Source organism: Bacillus sp. JJ1562 (assembly GCF_036962705.1).
Lineage (GTDB): Bacteria > Bacillota > Bacilli > Bacillales > Bacillaceae_L > Ferdinandcohnia.
This window is the reverse complement of sequence record NZ_JBALOQ010000042.1, coordinates 19,225-35,086: the sequence shown is the minus strand read 5'-3', so window position 1 is coordinate 35,086 and position 15,862 is coordinate 19,225. Positions and strand designations below refer to the sequence as shown.

Annotated in this window: 14 protein-coding genes and 1 pseudogene; 14 read left to right on the top strand and 1 reads right to left on the bottom strand. The window is 37.2% G+C overall.

Annotation, left to right across the window (positions count from 1 at the left end; genetic code table 11):
* The first annotated feature begins 34 nt into the window (after positions 1–34).
* From dat to V7097_RS20810, 6 genes and pseudogenes are all read left to right on the top strand, one after another.
* On the top strand, positions 35–886 hold the full coding sequence (gene dat, locus V7097_RS20835) for a D-amino-acid transaminase (RefSeq protein ID WP_335705560.1): 852 nt from the start codon (positions 35–37) through the stop codon (positions 884–886).
* 105 nt (positions 887–991) lie between these two features.
* Entirely contained in the window at positions 992–2,452 is a 1,461-nt protein-coding gene (locus tag V7097_RS20830; protein WP_335705559.1) for a Na+/H+ antiporter NhaC family protein, read from the top strand.
* A 152-nt stretch (positions 2,453–2,604) separates the two neighbouring features.
* A complete protein-coding gene (locus tag V7097_RS20825) occupies positions 2,605–2,868 on the top strand; it encodes a (2Fe-2S)-binding protein (RefSeq protein WP_335705558.1) in 264 nt (87 codons plus the stop codon).
* Positions 2,865–3,170 (top strand): annotated as a pseudogene (locus tag V7097_RS20820) ((2Fe-2S)-binding protein); the annotation flags it as partial. The gene V7097_RS20825 and the pseudogene V7097_RS20820, both read left to right, overlap by 4 nt.
* Positions 3,171–3,264: 94 nt before the next feature.
* Positions 3,265–4,479: an NAD(P)/FAD-dependent oxidoreductase gene (locus V7097_RS20815; RefSeq protein WP_335705557.1), complete on the top strand. Its 1,215-nt coding sequence runs from the start codon at positions 3,265–3,267 to the stop codon at positions 4,477–4,479.
* A 67-nt stretch (positions 4,480–4,546) separates the two neighbouring features.
* Complete coding sequence (locus V7097_RS20810; protein WP_335705556.1) at positions 4,547–5,725, top strand: NAD(P)/FAD-dependent oxidoreductase; 1,179 nt, start codon at positions 4,547–4,549, stop codon at positions 5,723–5,725.
* Between the two features lie 192 nt (positions 5,726–5,917).
* Here V7097_RS20810 and V7097_RS20805 read toward each other — a convergent pair whose 3' ends face one another.
* Positions 5,918–8,098, bottom strand: a complete 2,181-nt coding sequence (locus V7097_RS20805; RefSeq protein WP_335705555.1) for a malate synthase G — start codon at positions 8,096–8,098, stop codon at positions 5,918–5,920.
* A gap of 160 nt (positions 8,099–8,258) precedes the next feature.
* Between V7097_RS20805 and V7097_RS20800 the strand changes: the two genes are divergently transcribed.
* The 8 genes from V7097_RS20800 to V7097_RS20765 all read left to right on the top strand — a co-directional run bounded on the left by V7097_RS20800 (position 8,259) and on the right by V7097_RS20765 (position 15,811).
* Positions 8,259–9,164, top strand: coding sequence for a LysR family transcriptional regulator (locus V7097_RS20800; protein WP_335705554.1), 906 nt, complete (start codon positions 8,259–8,261; stop codon positions 9,162–9,164).
* A gap of 166 nt (positions 9,165–9,330) precedes the next feature.
* On the top strand, positions 9,331–10,047 hold the full coding sequence (locus V7097_RS20795) for a GntR family transcriptional regulator (protein WP_335705553.1): 717 nt from the start codon (positions 9,331–9,333) through the stop codon (positions 10,045–10,047).
* 206 nt (positions 10,048–10,253) lie between these two features.
* Positions 10,254–11,345 (top strand): ABC transporter substrate-binding protein, encoded by a 1,092-nt coding sequence (locus V7097_RS20790; protein ID WP_335705552.1) that lies wholly within the window; start codon positions 10,254–10,256, stop codon positions 11,343–11,345.
* Positions 11,346–11,359: 14 nt separating this feature from the next.
* Complete coding sequence (locus tag V7097_RS20785; RefSeq protein WP_335705551.1) at positions 11,360–12,418, top strand: ABC transporter ATP-binding protein; 1,059 nt, start codon at positions 11,360–11,362, stop codon at positions 12,416–12,418.
* A gap of 13 nt (positions 12,419–12,431) precedes the next feature.
* Positions 12,432–13,352, top strand: a complete 921-nt coding sequence (locus V7097_RS20780; RefSeq protein WP_335705550.1) for an ABC transporter permease — start codon at positions 12,432–12,434, stop codon at positions 13,350–13,352.
* A complete protein-coding gene (locus tag V7097_RS20775) occupies positions 13,349–14,149 on the top strand; it encodes an ABC transporter permease (protein WP_335705549.1) in 801 nt (266 codons plus the stop codon). The genes V7097_RS20780 and V7097_RS20775 overlap by 4 nt, the downstream gene beginning before the upstream one ends.
* Before the next feature lie 64 nt (positions 14,150–14,213).
* Positions 14,214–14,549, top strand: a complete 336-nt coding sequence (locus V7097_RS20770) for a DUF1904 family protein (RefSeq protein ID WP_335705548.1) — start codon at positions 14,214–14,216, stop codon at positions 14,547–14,549.
* A 149-nt stretch (positions 14,550–14,698) separates the two neighbouring features.
* Positions 14,699–15,811: a PLP-dependent aminotransferase family protein gene (locus tag V7097_RS20765; RefSeq protein ID WP_335705582.1), complete on the top strand. Its 1,113-nt coding sequence runs from the start codon at positions 14,699–14,701 to the stop codon at positions 15,809–15,811.
* Positions 15,812–15,862 lie beyond the last annotated feature (51 nt).

The window sequence follows — 15,862 nt, the reverse complement described above, 5'->3', positions numbered from 1 at the left end:
CATTTAAGAATTTGATTGAGGGAGTTGTTATAAGATGAGTTATGTTCTTGATAATGACCAGATTGCTCTAAGGGAAAATGTGAAAATTGATTTCTTAGACAGAGCATATGTATTTGGCGACGGTGTTTATGAAGTGATTGGCGTCTATAATGGAACACCCTTTAAATTAGAGAAACATTTAGCCAGACTCCAATACAGTGCTGATCAGATTGAACTAAACCTTCCATACGGATTAGAGGAATTAAATAAAAATTTACTAGAACTTATTGAAAAGAATCATCTATTTACTGGCTTTATTTATTTACAAATAAGCCGAGGAGTTGCACCAAGAACACATCACTTTCCACAAATAGAGGTATCACCTAAACTAATCGCGTTTACGACGGAATCAACTAGATTACCAGAAGACTATTATACAGATGGTGTAAAAACGATGCTTGTAGAAGATATTAGATGGCTTAGATGCAACATCAAGAGTTTAAATTTGTTACCTAATGTTTTAGCAAAAGAAACTGCCATTAAAAATGATTGTTTTGAAGCTATTCTGCATAGAGGTGAAACGATAACAGAAGGTAGTTCATCCAATGTGTTTGTTGTAAAAGGGAATAAACTTTACACACATCCAGCAGATAACTATATTTTAAACGGTATTACCAGACAAACTGTGCTTGAAATTTGTGAAAAAAATGATATTGAAGTAGTTGAAGAGACTTTTAATAAGGATTTTTTATTAAATGCAGATGAGGCATTTTTATCCGTAACATTTTTAGGTATTATACCGATCCAGAAAGTCAATGGAACAACGATTGAGATAGGTGAAGTTACGAAGAAAATCCAAGATGAATTATACAAACTTACTCATAAAAGCGGGATTGCTTCTCTATAAAGCCATGATTTCACCGTTTATTTCCAAAGTGAAATATGATCAGGAATCACACCTTGGAGAGACAGACTTGGCCAATGTAAATAAATAATCGAGGGAGTAAAGCTAATGAATAAAGATATTACTAATGTGCAATTTTATGGTGGTCGGTTTGTTTCATTAATACCTTTTGGCATTTTCATTACTATAGCAATTATCATTTCTTTGCTTAAGGCTCCTGACTTAAGGGGAATGTGGGTCGCAGCCTTAGTTGGAATTATGGTTACATATTTCCTAAGTAAAGAAAAAGAAAAATATTCAATGGCTGTTATTGAAGGAATGGCTGATAAGATAGCAATAATTCCAGTTGTATGTTGGATATTTGCTGGAGTATTTGCGCAAGTATTAAAAGAATCGGGATTAGTAGACGGCATTCTTTGGGCTGCCTATCATATAGGCGCAACGGGTACATTTTTTGTTATTATCGCCTTTGTAGCCAGCGCACTTTTTGCAACTGCGACAGGAACTTCTTTTGGAACAATTATTGCAGGGATATCCGTTTTATATCCAGCGGGTATTTTATTAGGTGCTGATCCTATTATATTGGCAGGTGCAATTGTAGGTGGTGCTGCCTTTGGAGATAATATTGCACCGATTTCAGACACAACAATTGCATCTGCAGCGAGTCAAGATGCAGATGTAGGTGGTGTCGTGAAATCAAGGATTAAATATGTAATTCCTGCAACCATTATAACTATAATTCTTATAGCTATTTTCGGTGGAGGTGGCTCATCACAAGAGGTACTTCCCTATGAACAATTAAGTAAACATATGAACCCATTAGGTTTAGTGATGATCATACCTGCAATAATAACAATCATATTTGCAGTTAAAGGTGCTCATTTAATTAGTGCAACAACAATAGGAACAGTAGTGGGAATAATCATTGCCCATCTATTTAATTTAAATAGCTTTTCAAATTTATTTTATATCCAGGATGGTGCTGTACAAGGGGTGTTTGTAAATGGAGTCGCAGGGATGGTCGATATTTGTATTTTTGCTTTATTGATTATGGCCTGTGTAAATATTATGAAAGTAGGAAAAGGTGATAAAGCATTAATGAGTATTGCAGAAAAATTCATATCAACTGCTAGAGGAGTAGAAGCTTCTATTGGAGCTCTAACCTTAGCATTGACTTCTGTGATGGGGCTGAATGCACCTCCAATACTTGCGATTGGCGTTTCTTATGCAAAGCCCATGGCAGAGAAATATCGAGTTTATAAATATCGAATAGCCAATATATTAGATGCTTTTGCAAATACTTTGTGCTTCATCGTACCTTGGTCACCTGCATTATTTTTAGTTAAGTCTCTATCGGAAGAAGCTAATGGTGTGTATGGAGAGATGGTTCCTATCTTATCTACCGGACAACTAGGAATTTGGATTATCTATTGTTGGGCTTTGTTAGCGGTTATGATCTTTTCTGTCATAACTGGCTGGGGAAGGACTTATGTGGGAAGTGATGGAGAGCCAGTTAAATCTCTAGCTCTAGCGGAGGACAATAAAGATAATAAAAATATTGGGGTTTAACTATAATTAAATCATAGTATTATAGAGTAGAAGAAAGCGTTTAACTTTCTTCTACTTATTGCTGTTTATGAATAGCTTTATGGAAAAATAGTGTCATGTATTAGAAGATGTTTCAAACATACCACTTTTTGAAAAAGGAGGATTTCAACCTAATGAATAACCTAATTATTTGCAGATGTGAAGAAGTGACTTTAGACGACATCAAAAATACAGTTATTAAATATGATTGCTCTGCCCGTGAAGTAAAATTGCGAACAAGAGCCGGGATGGGGTATTGTGGCGGACGAGTATGCCGGACTGCAGTAGACGCCGTTTTGCATGAGATAAAAGGCGAAAAACCTGGTAATGAAATTCCATTAAATATTAAACCACCTGTCCGACCAGTTTCATTATCAGCATTAGGAGGTCAATCATGAATCATAACCGTATCGTAAATCATCCTGTTTTAGGTGAATTAGAAAACAAAAAACCGATTACTTTTACATATGATCAGAAAGTTCTCCGCGGGATTGAAGGAGATACTATTGCTTCAGCACTACTTGCGAACGGTATTCGTCTCCTTCGTGTACATGAACAAAGTGGGACGTCACGTGGGATTTATTGTAATATAGGCCATTGCTTTGAATGTCGAATGACTGTCAATGAAATGTCAGGAGTGCGTGCATGCTTGACGGAGCTAGAGGAAGATATGAATATTGAAAGCGGAAAAATGCAACCGCTACCATTTTCGCAAACGATTAGTGCAGATGACATGCCTCGAACATATGCTGAATTCACTAAAAAAGGCAAAGTTAATAAGGAGGAAGGTTCACATGTATGATGTTGTTGTCATTGGTGCGGGGCCGGCAGGCTTGTCAGCAGCTATCGCTTGCCGTGAATGGGATTTACACGTTCTAGTCATAGATGAATACCCAAAACCAGGTGGCAGATTACTTGGACAGCTTTACCAGGAGACCAATGGAGAATGGTGGAATGGATTGGAAGAAACAAAAAAGCTGCTGCAAAAGGCAACTGAATTGGAAACTGATATTAGATGTAGTGTCTCCGTTCACCATATTGAAAAAACAAGTACTGGTTTTTGTGTACATACAAACAAAGGTAGATTTAATGCAGCAAACCTTCTGCTTGCAACTGGTGCCGCAGAAACCCCTGCTCCAATACCGGGGTGGACTTTACCTGGGGTAATGTCAATCGGTGCAGCACAAGTCATGACGAATGTACAGCGGGTTCGTGTAGGGAAGAAAGGGATTATCGCGGGGATTAATGTTTTGTCAGTAGCCATCGCACGAGAACTGCAATTGGCAGGTATTGAGCTTCATAGTATGGTTTTGCCATCCGTTAATTCAGTCACGAAACAAGCTGGAAATCCCAAGCGGGTAATGGAAGGATTAATCCGTGTAGCACATCTAGCTCCTTCTGCTTTTCTTCGTTTTGGAAGTAAATTTGCAAAAGCTACTTGGGTACGTGATTTAGCTGTAAAATTTTATCCAAGACAGGGTATGAAAATGTGGGGGATGCCCATTAACATACGTAAAGCAATCGTACAAATAAATGGTACTGACCAAGTTGAATCTGTAACGATCTGCAAACTTACTCCTGATGGGGAGTGCATACAAGGGAGTGAAGAAACCATTGATGTGGATTTTGTTTGTATAGCTGGTGGCCTCTATCCACTTGCAGAACTTGCTTCTGTTATCGGTTGCCCATTTCAATATATTGAAGAACTTGGTGGACATGTTCCAGTTCATAATGAACAAATGGAAACTCCGATTGAAGGTTTATTTGTCGCTGGAAACATTACAGGAATCGAAGGTGCAAAAGTCGCCGGTGCACAGGGTGCACTCGCAGGACTGTCTATCGCTAAGAGACAATTGAAAGACGTAGCTGACATAAGCGATAGAGTGATTCAAGCTATGGAAAACGTGAAAACGACTAGAAGCGATGCAGCCATTCAATTCCATCCAGAAATCAATGAGGGACGAGCTAAAATGGAAAGAGCTTATCAAGCATACGAACAGTTAATGTAAAATTTGTCCAGGGTGTTTGTCTCTTTTTCTATTATTTGTAGTAATAACTACAGGGAGGATCCTAGATATGAATATGAGTAACCACACAGAAGTAGCCATAATCGGTGGTGGGATTGTTGGTTGCGCGATTGCGTACTATGTTTCAAAAGCTGGAATAGATTGTATGTTAATTGAAAAAGGGGATCTCGTAAGCGGTACATCTTCAAGGTGTGATGGTAATGTCACAATCGTTGATAAAGATCCTGGGTTTGATAGCCAAATGTCATTGGTGAGTCAGGAACTTATTGTTGATTTGTATCGAGAACTTGATTTACCATTTGAATATCGAGCATTAGGGAGTATACTCGTTTGTGATAATGATGAAGAAATGGATGCTGCAAAAAAGTGGGTAGAGACGCAACGAAAAGCGGGATTGAAATTTAATGTTCTTGATCCAACAGATATACGTCAGGAATCCCCATTTTTTGCTGATGATATACCTGGAGGATTGGTTTGTGAAACAGACTCACTGATAAATCCATTTTTATTTTGCTATTCCTTAATTGATAAAGCGAAGCAATATGGATTAAAATTGCGTACGCATTCTGAAGTTACTGCAATTACTAAGAAAGAAGATTTTTCGATTGAAACAACAAGTGGAACATATGTTGCAAAAAAAGTAGTGAATGCTGCTGGGGTTTGGGCTCCTTTTATTGGTAAAATGCTAGATATCGATATACCAATTATTCCGAGAAAAGGACATATTCTAGTAGGAGCAAGGCAGCAACCAATTATGATGAGAAATGTGATGGAGTTTGGGTATTTAATGAATAAATTTGGACGCGAACGACAAGTAGACCCACAAACAAAGGAACACGGAGTCGCATTAGTGCTAGAACCGACAGAAAGCCAAAACTTCTTACTTGGTAGTAGTCGTCAATTTGTGGGCTATGATGGACGTGTCGATATTAATGTTGTGGAAACAATGGCCAAAAGAGCACTCCGATTTTTCCCGAAAATAAACGATTTTAATATGATTCGAACATATACTGGTTTTAGACCTTGGACAGAAGACCATTTACCGATAATCTCAGCAGTTGAGAAAGTACCTGGATTTTTTATTGCGGCAGGACATGAAGGTGATGGAATAAGCTTGGCAACAGTTACCGGAAAATTGGTAGAGGAGTTAATTTGTGAAAAAGAGGATACAGTCATTCCGTTAGATCCTTTACGTTATGACCGTTTTGTAAAAATGCCTGTAACTTAATATGTGTTTAAAGGGGGAGCGGCTGTAACTGTTTCAAAAACTTGCAGCTTGCTCCTATTTTGATTATTACATAAAGATCTCAACTTACGGAGTTGAATCCGAACCCTAAAACTTAAATAGGAAAAAAGGGAACAGAGTCGTGTTAATACCCTGTTCACCTTTTTTCTATTCAGCACAAATAATGATGTAAATTTAAAAATATTCCTTTACAGCAATCATTGCTTTTGCTTCTAAGCGTCTTGCCTGTAAAATTGGTTCTGTGTAACCATTTGGTTGTTCGTATCCTTTAAAAACAAGATCAAGAGCAGCTTGAAATGGGAGTGATTGATCAAAATTAGGTGCCATCGGTTTATAAGCAGGAACGTTCGCATTTTGTATATCAACGACTTTTGCCATGCGTTGCATCGTCTCCATGACTTGCTCGCTCGTACAAACTCCATGATGCAACCAGTTTGCCATATGTTGACTAGAAATTCGTAAAGTGGCACGGTCTTCCATTAAACCGACGTCGTTAATATCAGGTACTTTCGAGCAACCGATTCCATGGTCAACCCAACGTACAACATATCCTAAAATTCCTTGTGCATTATTATCGAGTTCTTCCTGAATTTCTTCACTGCTCCAATTCGGTTCCTTTGCGACAGGAATTTCTAAAATGTGATTAACAAAGTCTTCTGTGAATAACCGGCTACGAACCTCTTCAAGATCTGTTTGATGATAATGAAGTGCATGCAAAGTAGCTGCAGTGGGGGATGGTACCCATGCTGTGTTCGCACCAGCTTCAAGCTGGCTCATTTTTTGTTCGAGCATGGCCGCCATCAAGTCTGGCATTGCCCACATACCTTTTCCAATTTGTGCACGACCTTGTAAACCGCATTCCAGTCCTACCATGACATTTGATTTTTCATAATGTTGAAGCCAGTTAGATGATTTCATTTCATTTTTGCGGATCATTGGACCTGCTTCCATCGATGTATGTATTTCATCACCTGTTCGGTCTAAAAATCCAGTATTAATAAATACAATCCGATTTTTTACTTCTTTAATACAGTTTTTAAGATTCAATGTCGTCCTTCGTTCCTCATCCATGACACCAATTTTAAGCGTATGACGTTTGAGATTTAACAAGTCTTCTACCGCATTAAATAATTTATTTGTAAATGCTACTTCTTCTGAACCATGCATTTTAGGCTTTACAATATAAATAGACTCCTGTGAAGAGTTTTTATACCGGCCATTGTTTAAAAGATCATGTTTGGCGATTAAGCTCGTGACAATAGCATCTAAAATTCCCTCTGGTATCTCCTGCTGATGCTTATCCAATACACTGTTAGTCATCATCAAATGGCCAACATTTCGGACTAACATGAGTGAACGTCCAGATAACGATATGTGTCCTCCAATAGGTGATTTGTAGACTCGATCAGGATTAAGCGTCCTTGTTATAGTCCTCCCACTTTTTGTGAATGATGCTGTTAAATCTCCTTTCATTAAACCTAACCAATTACGATAAACAAGTACTTTATCTTCTGCGTCAACAGCTGCGACAGAATCTTCACAGTCCATAATCGTAGTGATTGCTGATTCTATTAGTATATCTTTCACGCCTGCCGGATCAGACTGACCGATAGGGTGGTTCCGATTAATCTGAATTTCAATGTGGAGCTCATGATTTTTTAATAAGATTGCAGACAGTTCATCTTCGTTTCCTTGATAGCCGATGAATTGTGATGGGGCTTTGAGTTCGATTGATTGATCATCTGCTAAAATAGCAAATAATCTACCTTCAGACACGCTATAATGAATCACATCTTTATGAGAGATTCCTTGAAGTGGGACTGCTTGATCAAGAAAATCCTTAGCAAAGGCAATTACCTTCCCACCTCGGATGGGATTATAGGTTTCCTCAATTTGAGCTCCTTCCTCCTCATTAATAACATCTGTCCCATATAGAGCATCATATAAACTACCCCATCTTGCGTTCGCAGCATTGAGTGCATAGCGGGCATTATTTACAGGTACAACTAATTGTGGTCCGGCTTGACGTGTAATTTCTTCATCAACATTTTCAGTTGTAACCTTGAAATCATCTGCAATTGGTTCCAAATAGCCAATTTCCTGTAAAAAAGACTTATAGGTTGTAAAATCAAACTTATCTTTATTTTCCTTATGCCAGTAGTTGATTTTTTGTTGTAATAGGTCTCTTTTCCTTAAAAGTAAGCGATTTTCAGGTGTAAATTCATCTATAATCTTCTCAAAACCAGTCCAAAAGTCTTCATTTGTCACCCCACTTTTTGGGAGTGCTTCCTCATTGATAAATTGGTATAACACTCTATCAACTTGAAGACTTCCTACTTTTACATACTCTGCCATACAATTTCCTCCTTCTAATATTCACTTGTTGCGCGTATTAACGTTAATTATTTTGAATTAATTATATTTTCTGTTATTAATTCTATCTAAAAGAATAGTATAATGAAAATACATATTTTGAATAGGTGTCATGCAGTTTTGTTATAGGAGGTGAACTAATTTGGATATCAGACATTTAGTATACTTTTCAGAGGTTGCGAAACAACTGAGCTTTACAAAAGCTGCAGCGACTTTACACGTCTCTCAACCATCTTTAAGTAAAGCGATTAAGAATATTGAAGAAGAATTAGGAGTTCCTTTATTTTTTCGAGGATCAAAGCATATCGAATTAACAGATGCCGGTCATGCTGTTCTAATCAATGCACGACAAGTTTTACAAGCATTTAAAAATTTAACTTCAGAATTAGAAGATATTACATCCTTTAAAAAAGGAGAAATCCATATTGGAATTCCTCCTATTGTAGGTGCCACCTTTTTTTCAACCATTATTAGTCAATTTAAAGCGACATATCCTTTTATTCATTTAAACTTGTCAGAATTCGGAACGAAAAATATTAAACAAGGTGTGATGGATGGTTCACTCGATATCGGATTAATATGTAATTTACCCTCTGACAATGAACATTTTGACATTATAAAGATACTAAATGACCCTCTCATGTTAGTTGTTCATCATGAAAACCCATTAGCACAAAAAAAGAACGTATCTATTTCGGACCTTGAACATGAGTCGTTTATTTTTTATAGGAATGATTTCTCCCTATACGACCGAATTATCGAGGAGTGCTCTAAACATGGCTTCTCTCCGAATATTGTATGTGAAAGTTCTCAAAAAGAATTTATGATTGAAATGGTAAAAGGTAAAATAGGGGTCGCTTTATTACCAAGAAAAATATGCCGAAATATTGCAGAACAGGATATTATCGCCCTAGATCTACACCTCACATCTCTTAAACTAGAGATGGGGATGATTTGGAAAAAATCTCGTTATCTACCTTTTTCTGTCCGTGAGTTTGTGAGAATGTCTGGGGAGATGTTTATTCAGACACCAGTTGAGAGCGATTAGAATTTACAGTAAACTTATTTTTTGGAAAATTTAAAAAAGATATTGTTGACAACAAGATACAAACACAGTAAATTATGTATTAATAGTGAAAATAGTAATAATATTTAAAAGATTGTAATAGTGTTTACAATATAAGATTATAATATTATAAATTAGGTGAGATTCTATGAGGATTGATAAAAATAATCATGTACCTCTATATCGTCAAGTAGAAGAGGTGTTAGAAGAAAAAATTACTTCCAAGCAGTGGGAATATGGCTATCAGCTGCCGACTGAACAGGAATTAGCTGACCACTTTGGTGTTAGTACAATTACTGTTAAACGTGCTGTTCTTGAGTTGGTGAACAAAGGGTACCTTTACCGAAGAAGTGGGAAGGGGACGTTTGTAGCAGGAACCACCAATGAAAAGGATATTAATAAATTGATGTCATTAACAGGTGTAGAGGGGGAGCATCCACATGAATTAATTAGTTTTTCAATTGAAAATGGGGATGACGAAGTGGCAAGTAAATTTGAATTACAAACTGATGAAAGGTTCATTAAAATCAAGCGTTTAAAAATTGAAAATGACATACCAGTGGCTTTGGAATATTCATATCTGCCTTTTGATAAATGCCCTGATTTGACAGCTAGCGATATTAATAATGAGTTGATCTACAGCATATTAAAGAATAAATTCCAGATTACATTAGGAAGGGCTCGTTCATTTGTTAAGCCATATATTGCTGTTGGTGAAATGGCGGAGAGACTTCAAATTGAATCAGGAACGCCTGTGTTTGAGTGGGAGAGGTTTACTTATACCAAGCAGGGAAAAGTAATAGAATACTCAAAGTTTTACATACGTCCTGACAAGGTTACCTATTATGCAGAGATTGTTTTTTAGTCAACAACTAGATAAAGTTTTCAGATGAGAACAAGATTATAACATTATAACTTAATAGATTATAATGTTATATTTTTAAGGATTATTATCTGAAAATTCAAATATTATATTCGTATAAAATAAACCTAAAAATTGAACAAGGAATGGAGGGTATAGTTTTCGTTTTGTCCATATTAAAAAAATATTTTTATTAGGGAGGAATCATTTTGAAAAAGAGAAAAGTGTCTTTAATCTTATTTATTTGTCTTGTGCTTGGATTCATGACTGCATGTAACAGCGAGACTGGAAATTCTTCATCACCCGAAAAGTCAAAAAATGAAGGCGACAAAACATTAGTAGTGGCAGGATACGGTGGAAGTTTTGAAAAGAAAATGAAAGAAACTCTCATTCCAATGTTCGAAGAGGAGTATGGAGCAAAAGTAAGTTATATTACTGGAAGTTCCGTTGATACCGTGGCAAAGCTACAGGCACAAAAGGACAAACCACAAATAGACGTTGCATTCTTAGATGATGGACCACAAGCGCAGGCAAAGGCCTTTGGCTTATTAGCGGAATTGGATGAAAGTATTGTGACGAACCTGAAGGATGTATATGATCTTGCAAAGGATAAGGACAATATTGGAGTTGGTACTTCGATCCTTTCAACAGGCTTGGCTTATAACAAAGAAACCTTTGAACAAAATGGGTGGGAGCCAATTAAATCATGGAATGACCTAGCCGATTCAAAGTTTAAAGGACAATTAGTTTTACCATCCATTGCCAATACGTTTGGGGTGCATATGCTTATTATGGCAGCGGTTTCAAATGGGGGAAGCGAAGAAAATATTGAACCTGGGTTTGAAAAAATGAAGGAAATTGCTAAAAACGCTGTGACATTTGATAAAACAGCTGATGTTTCTAACTATTTCTTACAAGGTCAAACTGTTGCAAGCGCTTGGAGTAGTAGCAGGGTGTACCTTTTACAAGATAGTGATTTCCCAATCGAGTATGTGATTCCTGAGGAAGGCGCACCTGCTCTACTTGGAACAACAAGTGTTATAAAAGGGGCACCGCATGAAGAGCTTGCACAACAGTTTATTAATTTTATGTTAAGTGAAGAGTTACAAGTGGAATTCTCAAACGCCTTATTTACCGGACCAGTAAACAAGAACGCAAAACTTGAAGGGGATATCATCAATAAAGTGACGTATGGTGAAGAAGATATTGCGAAGTTGTATAAAGTGGATTGGGAATATATCAATGAAAAAAGAGCTGAATGGACAGAACGAGCCAATAAAGAAATTGAAGTAGCCCACTAAGAGAGGTGAAAGAAATGAGCTATTTATGCCTTGAAAATGTAGTCAAGACCTTTAATAAAACAGAAGTCGTGAAAAAGATGAACCTTGAAATCAACCAGGGAGAGCTTGTTTCTTTCCTTGGCCCATCAGGCTGTGGAAAAACAACAACCCTGAACATGATTGCCGGGTTCCTGGAAGTAGACGGAGGAAAAATCGTGGTGGACGGGAAGCCCGTCCACTTGCTTCCCCCGAGTAAAAGAGAGATGGGAATGGTTTTTCAAAACTATGCTCTATTTCCCCATATGACTGTGTTTGACAATGTCGCCTATGGTTTAAGGCTTCGTAAGGTTAATAAGAGTGAGATTAACACACGAGTAGCAGAGGCGTTAGAGATGGTCCGGCTGACAGGCTATGAAAAACGCTATCCGAAGGAACTTTCTGGTGGACAGCAGCAGCGTGTTTCTTTGGCTAGAGCACTTGTGATCAAACCGAAAGTGTTATTGCTTGATGAACCTTTAAGTAACTTGGATGCGAAGTTACGTCAAGAAATGCGTGAAGAAATTGTGGAAATACAAAAAAAGGTTGGGATCACGACTATTTTTGTCACCCATGATCAGGAAGAGGCACTTGCCATTTCAGATCGGATAGCTGTTATGTATGAAGGAAGAATTGAGCAGCTTGATACGCCTGTAGCTATCTATAACCATCCTCAAACTGACTTTGTTTCCAGGTTTATTGGGGAAGTAAACCAGATACAGGGCAACGTTGTTAGGACCATTAATAATAAGGAAAGTTTAGTTTCGTTTTATGGATTTGAACAGATTTTAACAGGGTATTTATCAGAGGATGATGTTATTGATTTTTATATTCGTCCTGAAAAAATTCAAATCTCGGTGGAAAAGACAGAAGGCCTTGAAGTAAAGGTCGAAAGAAAAATGTTTTTAGGAGCAAAAACGCGCTACATTTTACAGCATAAGGACAAACATATCATTGCTGATATTTCGAATACGTTTTTAAATCCTGATCAGGTCCAAGAGGGTAAAAATGTATTTATTAAGTGGAACCCAGAGGATTTGTTAGCAACCAAAAAGTGAGGTGACGACATACATGCAAGCTGAAACTACATATCAAGAACAGGAATTGTTAATCAAGCAGAAGAAAAAGAATTTAACAAAGAAAAAGCTTGATTATATGCTCTTATTACTCCCGACCCTTGGTATCTTTATATTCTTCTTTTTGCTACCGTTGTTTTTCCTTTTTATAACGAGCTTTAAGACATTTGATGCAACTAGTGGGATAGGCGATGACTGGACTCTTCAGAACTATATAAAGTTTCTTTCCGATAAATCTTATCTTGGGGTGATTTGGCGGACAATAAAAATAGCTTTATTGACTACCCTAGTTGCCATTGTCATTTCGTTCCCAGTTGCCTATCAAATTTCAAGAGCAAATGGAAGAATAAAAAATTATTTAACGATGTTAGTTCTGTCGCCACTGTTAATAAGTATGGTTATTCGCTGCTATGGTTGGGTTATCTTGTTAAACAATAATGGTGTTATTAATAATGCATTACTAAATTTTGGGTTAATTGATAAACCGCTAACTTTGCTTTACACAGAGTTTAGTGTGGTTATCGGAATGGTTCACGTTCTATTTCCTTATATGGTTTTAAGTATTATGGGATCTCTGGAAAGAATTGACACATCTGTTATTCGAGCTTCCCAAAATCTAGGTGCTAGTCCGTTTCGAACATTCTTCTCCATTGTTTTACCGTTGACATTGCCAGGCATTTTTGCTGGTTCCGTTATGGTTTTTAGCTTAGGAGTAAGTTCTTTTGTTACTCCTTCGATACTTGGGGGTCCACAGGTAAAAGTGATGTCTTACCTTACATATGAACAGGTTGCCGTCATGTTGAATTGGCCTTATGGATCTGCGATTGGGTTTCTACTAATCTTAATTGCTACAATTACAATCCTAATTTATAGCAAATTGTTGACGACTTCTAAGAAAGGAGTGGCCATTCAATGAAGAAACGATTACCTAAATTCGGCTTAAATCTCTTTTGTCTGATCGTGTACATTTTTCTGGCTGCTCCTATTGTTGTTGTTTTATTATCTTCGTTGACAACTACTGAGTATATCGTGTTTCCTCCTAAGGGCATCACATTAAGGTGGTATACCGAATTAGTCAATCATCCTGAATTTATGCAGTCGTTCATGCTCAGTATTGGGGTTGCTTTTGGAACGGCAATTGTTTCAACGGTTATCGGAACCATGGCGTCAATTGCTGTTATCAGGTATCAATTTAGAGGGAAAACAGTGATTATGCAGCTAGTCGGCTCTCCTCTTTTGATCCCATCTGTCGTCTTTGGAGTAGCATTGTTGCAGTTTTATTCCTGGATTGGTATGGCAGCGAGTCCAATGGCTTTAGTAATTGGTCATATTATCTTAACAATCCCGTTTGTCATGCGCTTAGTGGTTGCTAGTTTAGTAGGCTTTGATCGCACAATCGAACAAGCAGCGATGAATCTGGGTGCGGGAAGCATAAGGGTGTTTTTTCAAATTACACTGCCAATTATAAAATCAGGTGTGATTGCCGGAGCTATCTTTGCATTTATTACTTCATTTGATGACTTAACTGTGGCTCTTTTTATAGTCAGTACTGATGTCGTTACGCTGCCTGTACGTATTTATACCTACATGCAATACCAGTACGATCCAATCATTACCTCCGTTTCTAGTATTGTGATTCTTTTGACTTTTGTATTAATGATTGTCATCGAAAGGGTATTAGGAATAGGGAAAATATTTGGGTCGAAAAACTAGTATTTGTACATTAAGCATCACCCTGCCCTTTGGGTCCAGTTATAAAACAATAGGAGGAATTCAATTGCCACATTTAATTATTAAAGGTGTTTCGACTGAGCAGGTAAAAAAAATTAGTCCAGCACTTGTACAAGAATTGGCGAATTTATGTGATTGTGGAACGGACAATTTCACCTTAGAACTTGTCCATTCTACCTATGTATATGATGGAGTGGAAGTACCTGGATATCCATTTATCGAAGTAAAGTGGTTTGAACGCGGACAGGAAATCCAAGACCAATTTGCTACTATTGTAACCACACAAATTCAAGCACTCGGAATTCCCGAGGTAGAGGTTGCTTTTAGTCCATTTTTGGAATCTGCGTATTATCTGAATGGCAAGAGTTTCGCTACTTCTTAAAAGTTATAAAGTTATAACATTTACTTACAAATAGAACTGAAGGGAGGCTCATCTATATGAGCAATCGCTTTGCAGAACGAACGAAAATGGTTTAAGTCTTCTCCTATTCGTGAAATAGCAGGCCTAATTCAAAAAAAAGAAGTGAGGTCATTTCATTTGCTGGAGGAAATCCGTATGAACCTTACTTTCCTTCGGCAGATATCAAGAAAGCATTTGATAAAGTGTTTGAATCTGGAAACAGAAGTTTGCAATATGGAATGACTCCTGGGTTTATGCCGTTAAGAGAGCTTATAAGCCAACGTGTATTAAATAAAGGAATACAATCAGAGCCAGAAAATATCCTATTAACAACAGGTGCCCAACAAGCGATCGATTTATTTAGCCGTATTATGATATCTCCAGGTGATGTCGTTCTTACTGAAAATCCAACATTTTTTGCAGCAGTTCAATCATTTGAATCGTATGAAGCGAACGTAGTTGGCGTAAATGGTGATGAAGACGGAATGTATCTTAATGAGTTAGAATCCAAATTAATTCAATACAAACCGAAATTTATCTATGTTGTCCCTACATTTTCGAATCCAGAGGGTAGAGTGTGGAGTCAAGAACGCCGTAAAGCATTATTGGAACTCGCTTATAAATATAATACGCTCATTTTAGAAGATGATCCGTATGGAGATATTCAATTCAATGAGAAAGATCAATATATCCCTATTGCAGCTATGGATCATCAGAAATCACATGTCGTATATACAGGCACTTTTTCAAAGACAGTGGTTCCTTCTTTGCGGATCGGCTGGGTAACAGGACCTGATGATGTTCTAAAATATTTATCGCAAATTAAAGAGGCAGCAGATCTTATGTCTAGTCCCCTTAACCAGCAAGCTCTTTATTACTTAATGAAAGATATGGACTTAGACGCACATATCCGTATGTTGAGAAAAAATTACGCCCAACATATGAACATTATGCAAGACTATTTAAAAACATTAGATCCTAATTTTGTAACTTGGGTTGAACCAAAAGGTGGAATGTTTATCTGGGTTAAAGTCCATGAGAGTATTAATACACTAGAATTATTATCAAAGGTATTAGAGCATGGTGTCGCATATGTACCTGGAAGTCCATTCTATGTTGAGAACCCACAGCAAAATACGCTACGCCTTAACTTTACCCATTCAAGCCCAGAACAGATAAGTATAGGCATGGAACGATTAGTAACTGTATTTAAACAATCCGTCATGCAAGTAAATAGGAAATAGGGTATTGAAAGGTTGGTCCATAAATTTGGTATTAATTATGTAGAGGGAGTG

Bases quoted from the DNA above. Each gene is read 5' to 3' on its own strand.
- V7097_RS20815 (WP_335705557.1), top strand. From the start codon at position 3,265: ATGTATGATGTTGTTGTCATTGGTGCGGGGCCGGCAGGCTTGTCAGCA.
- V7097_RS20795 (WP_335705553.1), top strand. From the start codon at position 9,331: ATGAGGATTGATAAAAATAATCATGTACCTCTATATCGTCAAGTAGAA.
- V7097_RS20825 (WP_335705558.1), top strand. From the start codon at position 2,605: ATGAATAACCTAATTATTTGCAGATGTGAAGAAGTGACTTTAGACGAC.
- V7097_RS20780 (WP_335705550.1), top strand. From the start codon at position 12,432: ATGCAAGCTGAAACTACATATCAAGAACAGGAATTGTTAATCAAGCAG.
- V7097_RS20775 (WP_335705549.1), top strand. From the start codon at position 13,349: ATGAAGAAACGATTACCTAAATTCGGCTTAAATCTCTTTTGTCTGATC.
- V7097_RS20785 (WP_335705551.1), top strand. From the start codon at position 11,360: ATGAGCTATTTATGCCTTGAAAATGTAGTCAAGACCTTTAATAAAACA.
- V7097_RS20810 (WP_335705556.1), top strand. From the start codon at position 4,547: ATGAATATGAGTAACCACACAGAAGTAGCCATAATCGGTGGTGGGATT.
- V7097_RS20830 (WP_335705559.1), top strand. From the start codon at position 992: ATGAATAAAGATATTACTAATGTGCAATTTTATGGTGGTCGGTTTGTT.
- dat (WP_335705560.1), top strand. From the start codon at position 35: ATGAGTTATGTTCTTGATAATGACCAGATTGCTCTAAGGGAAAATGTG.
- V7097_RS20805 (WP_335705555.1), bottom strand. From the start codon at position 8,098: ATGGCAGAGTATGTAAAAGTAGGAAGTCTTCAAGTTGATAGAGTGTTA.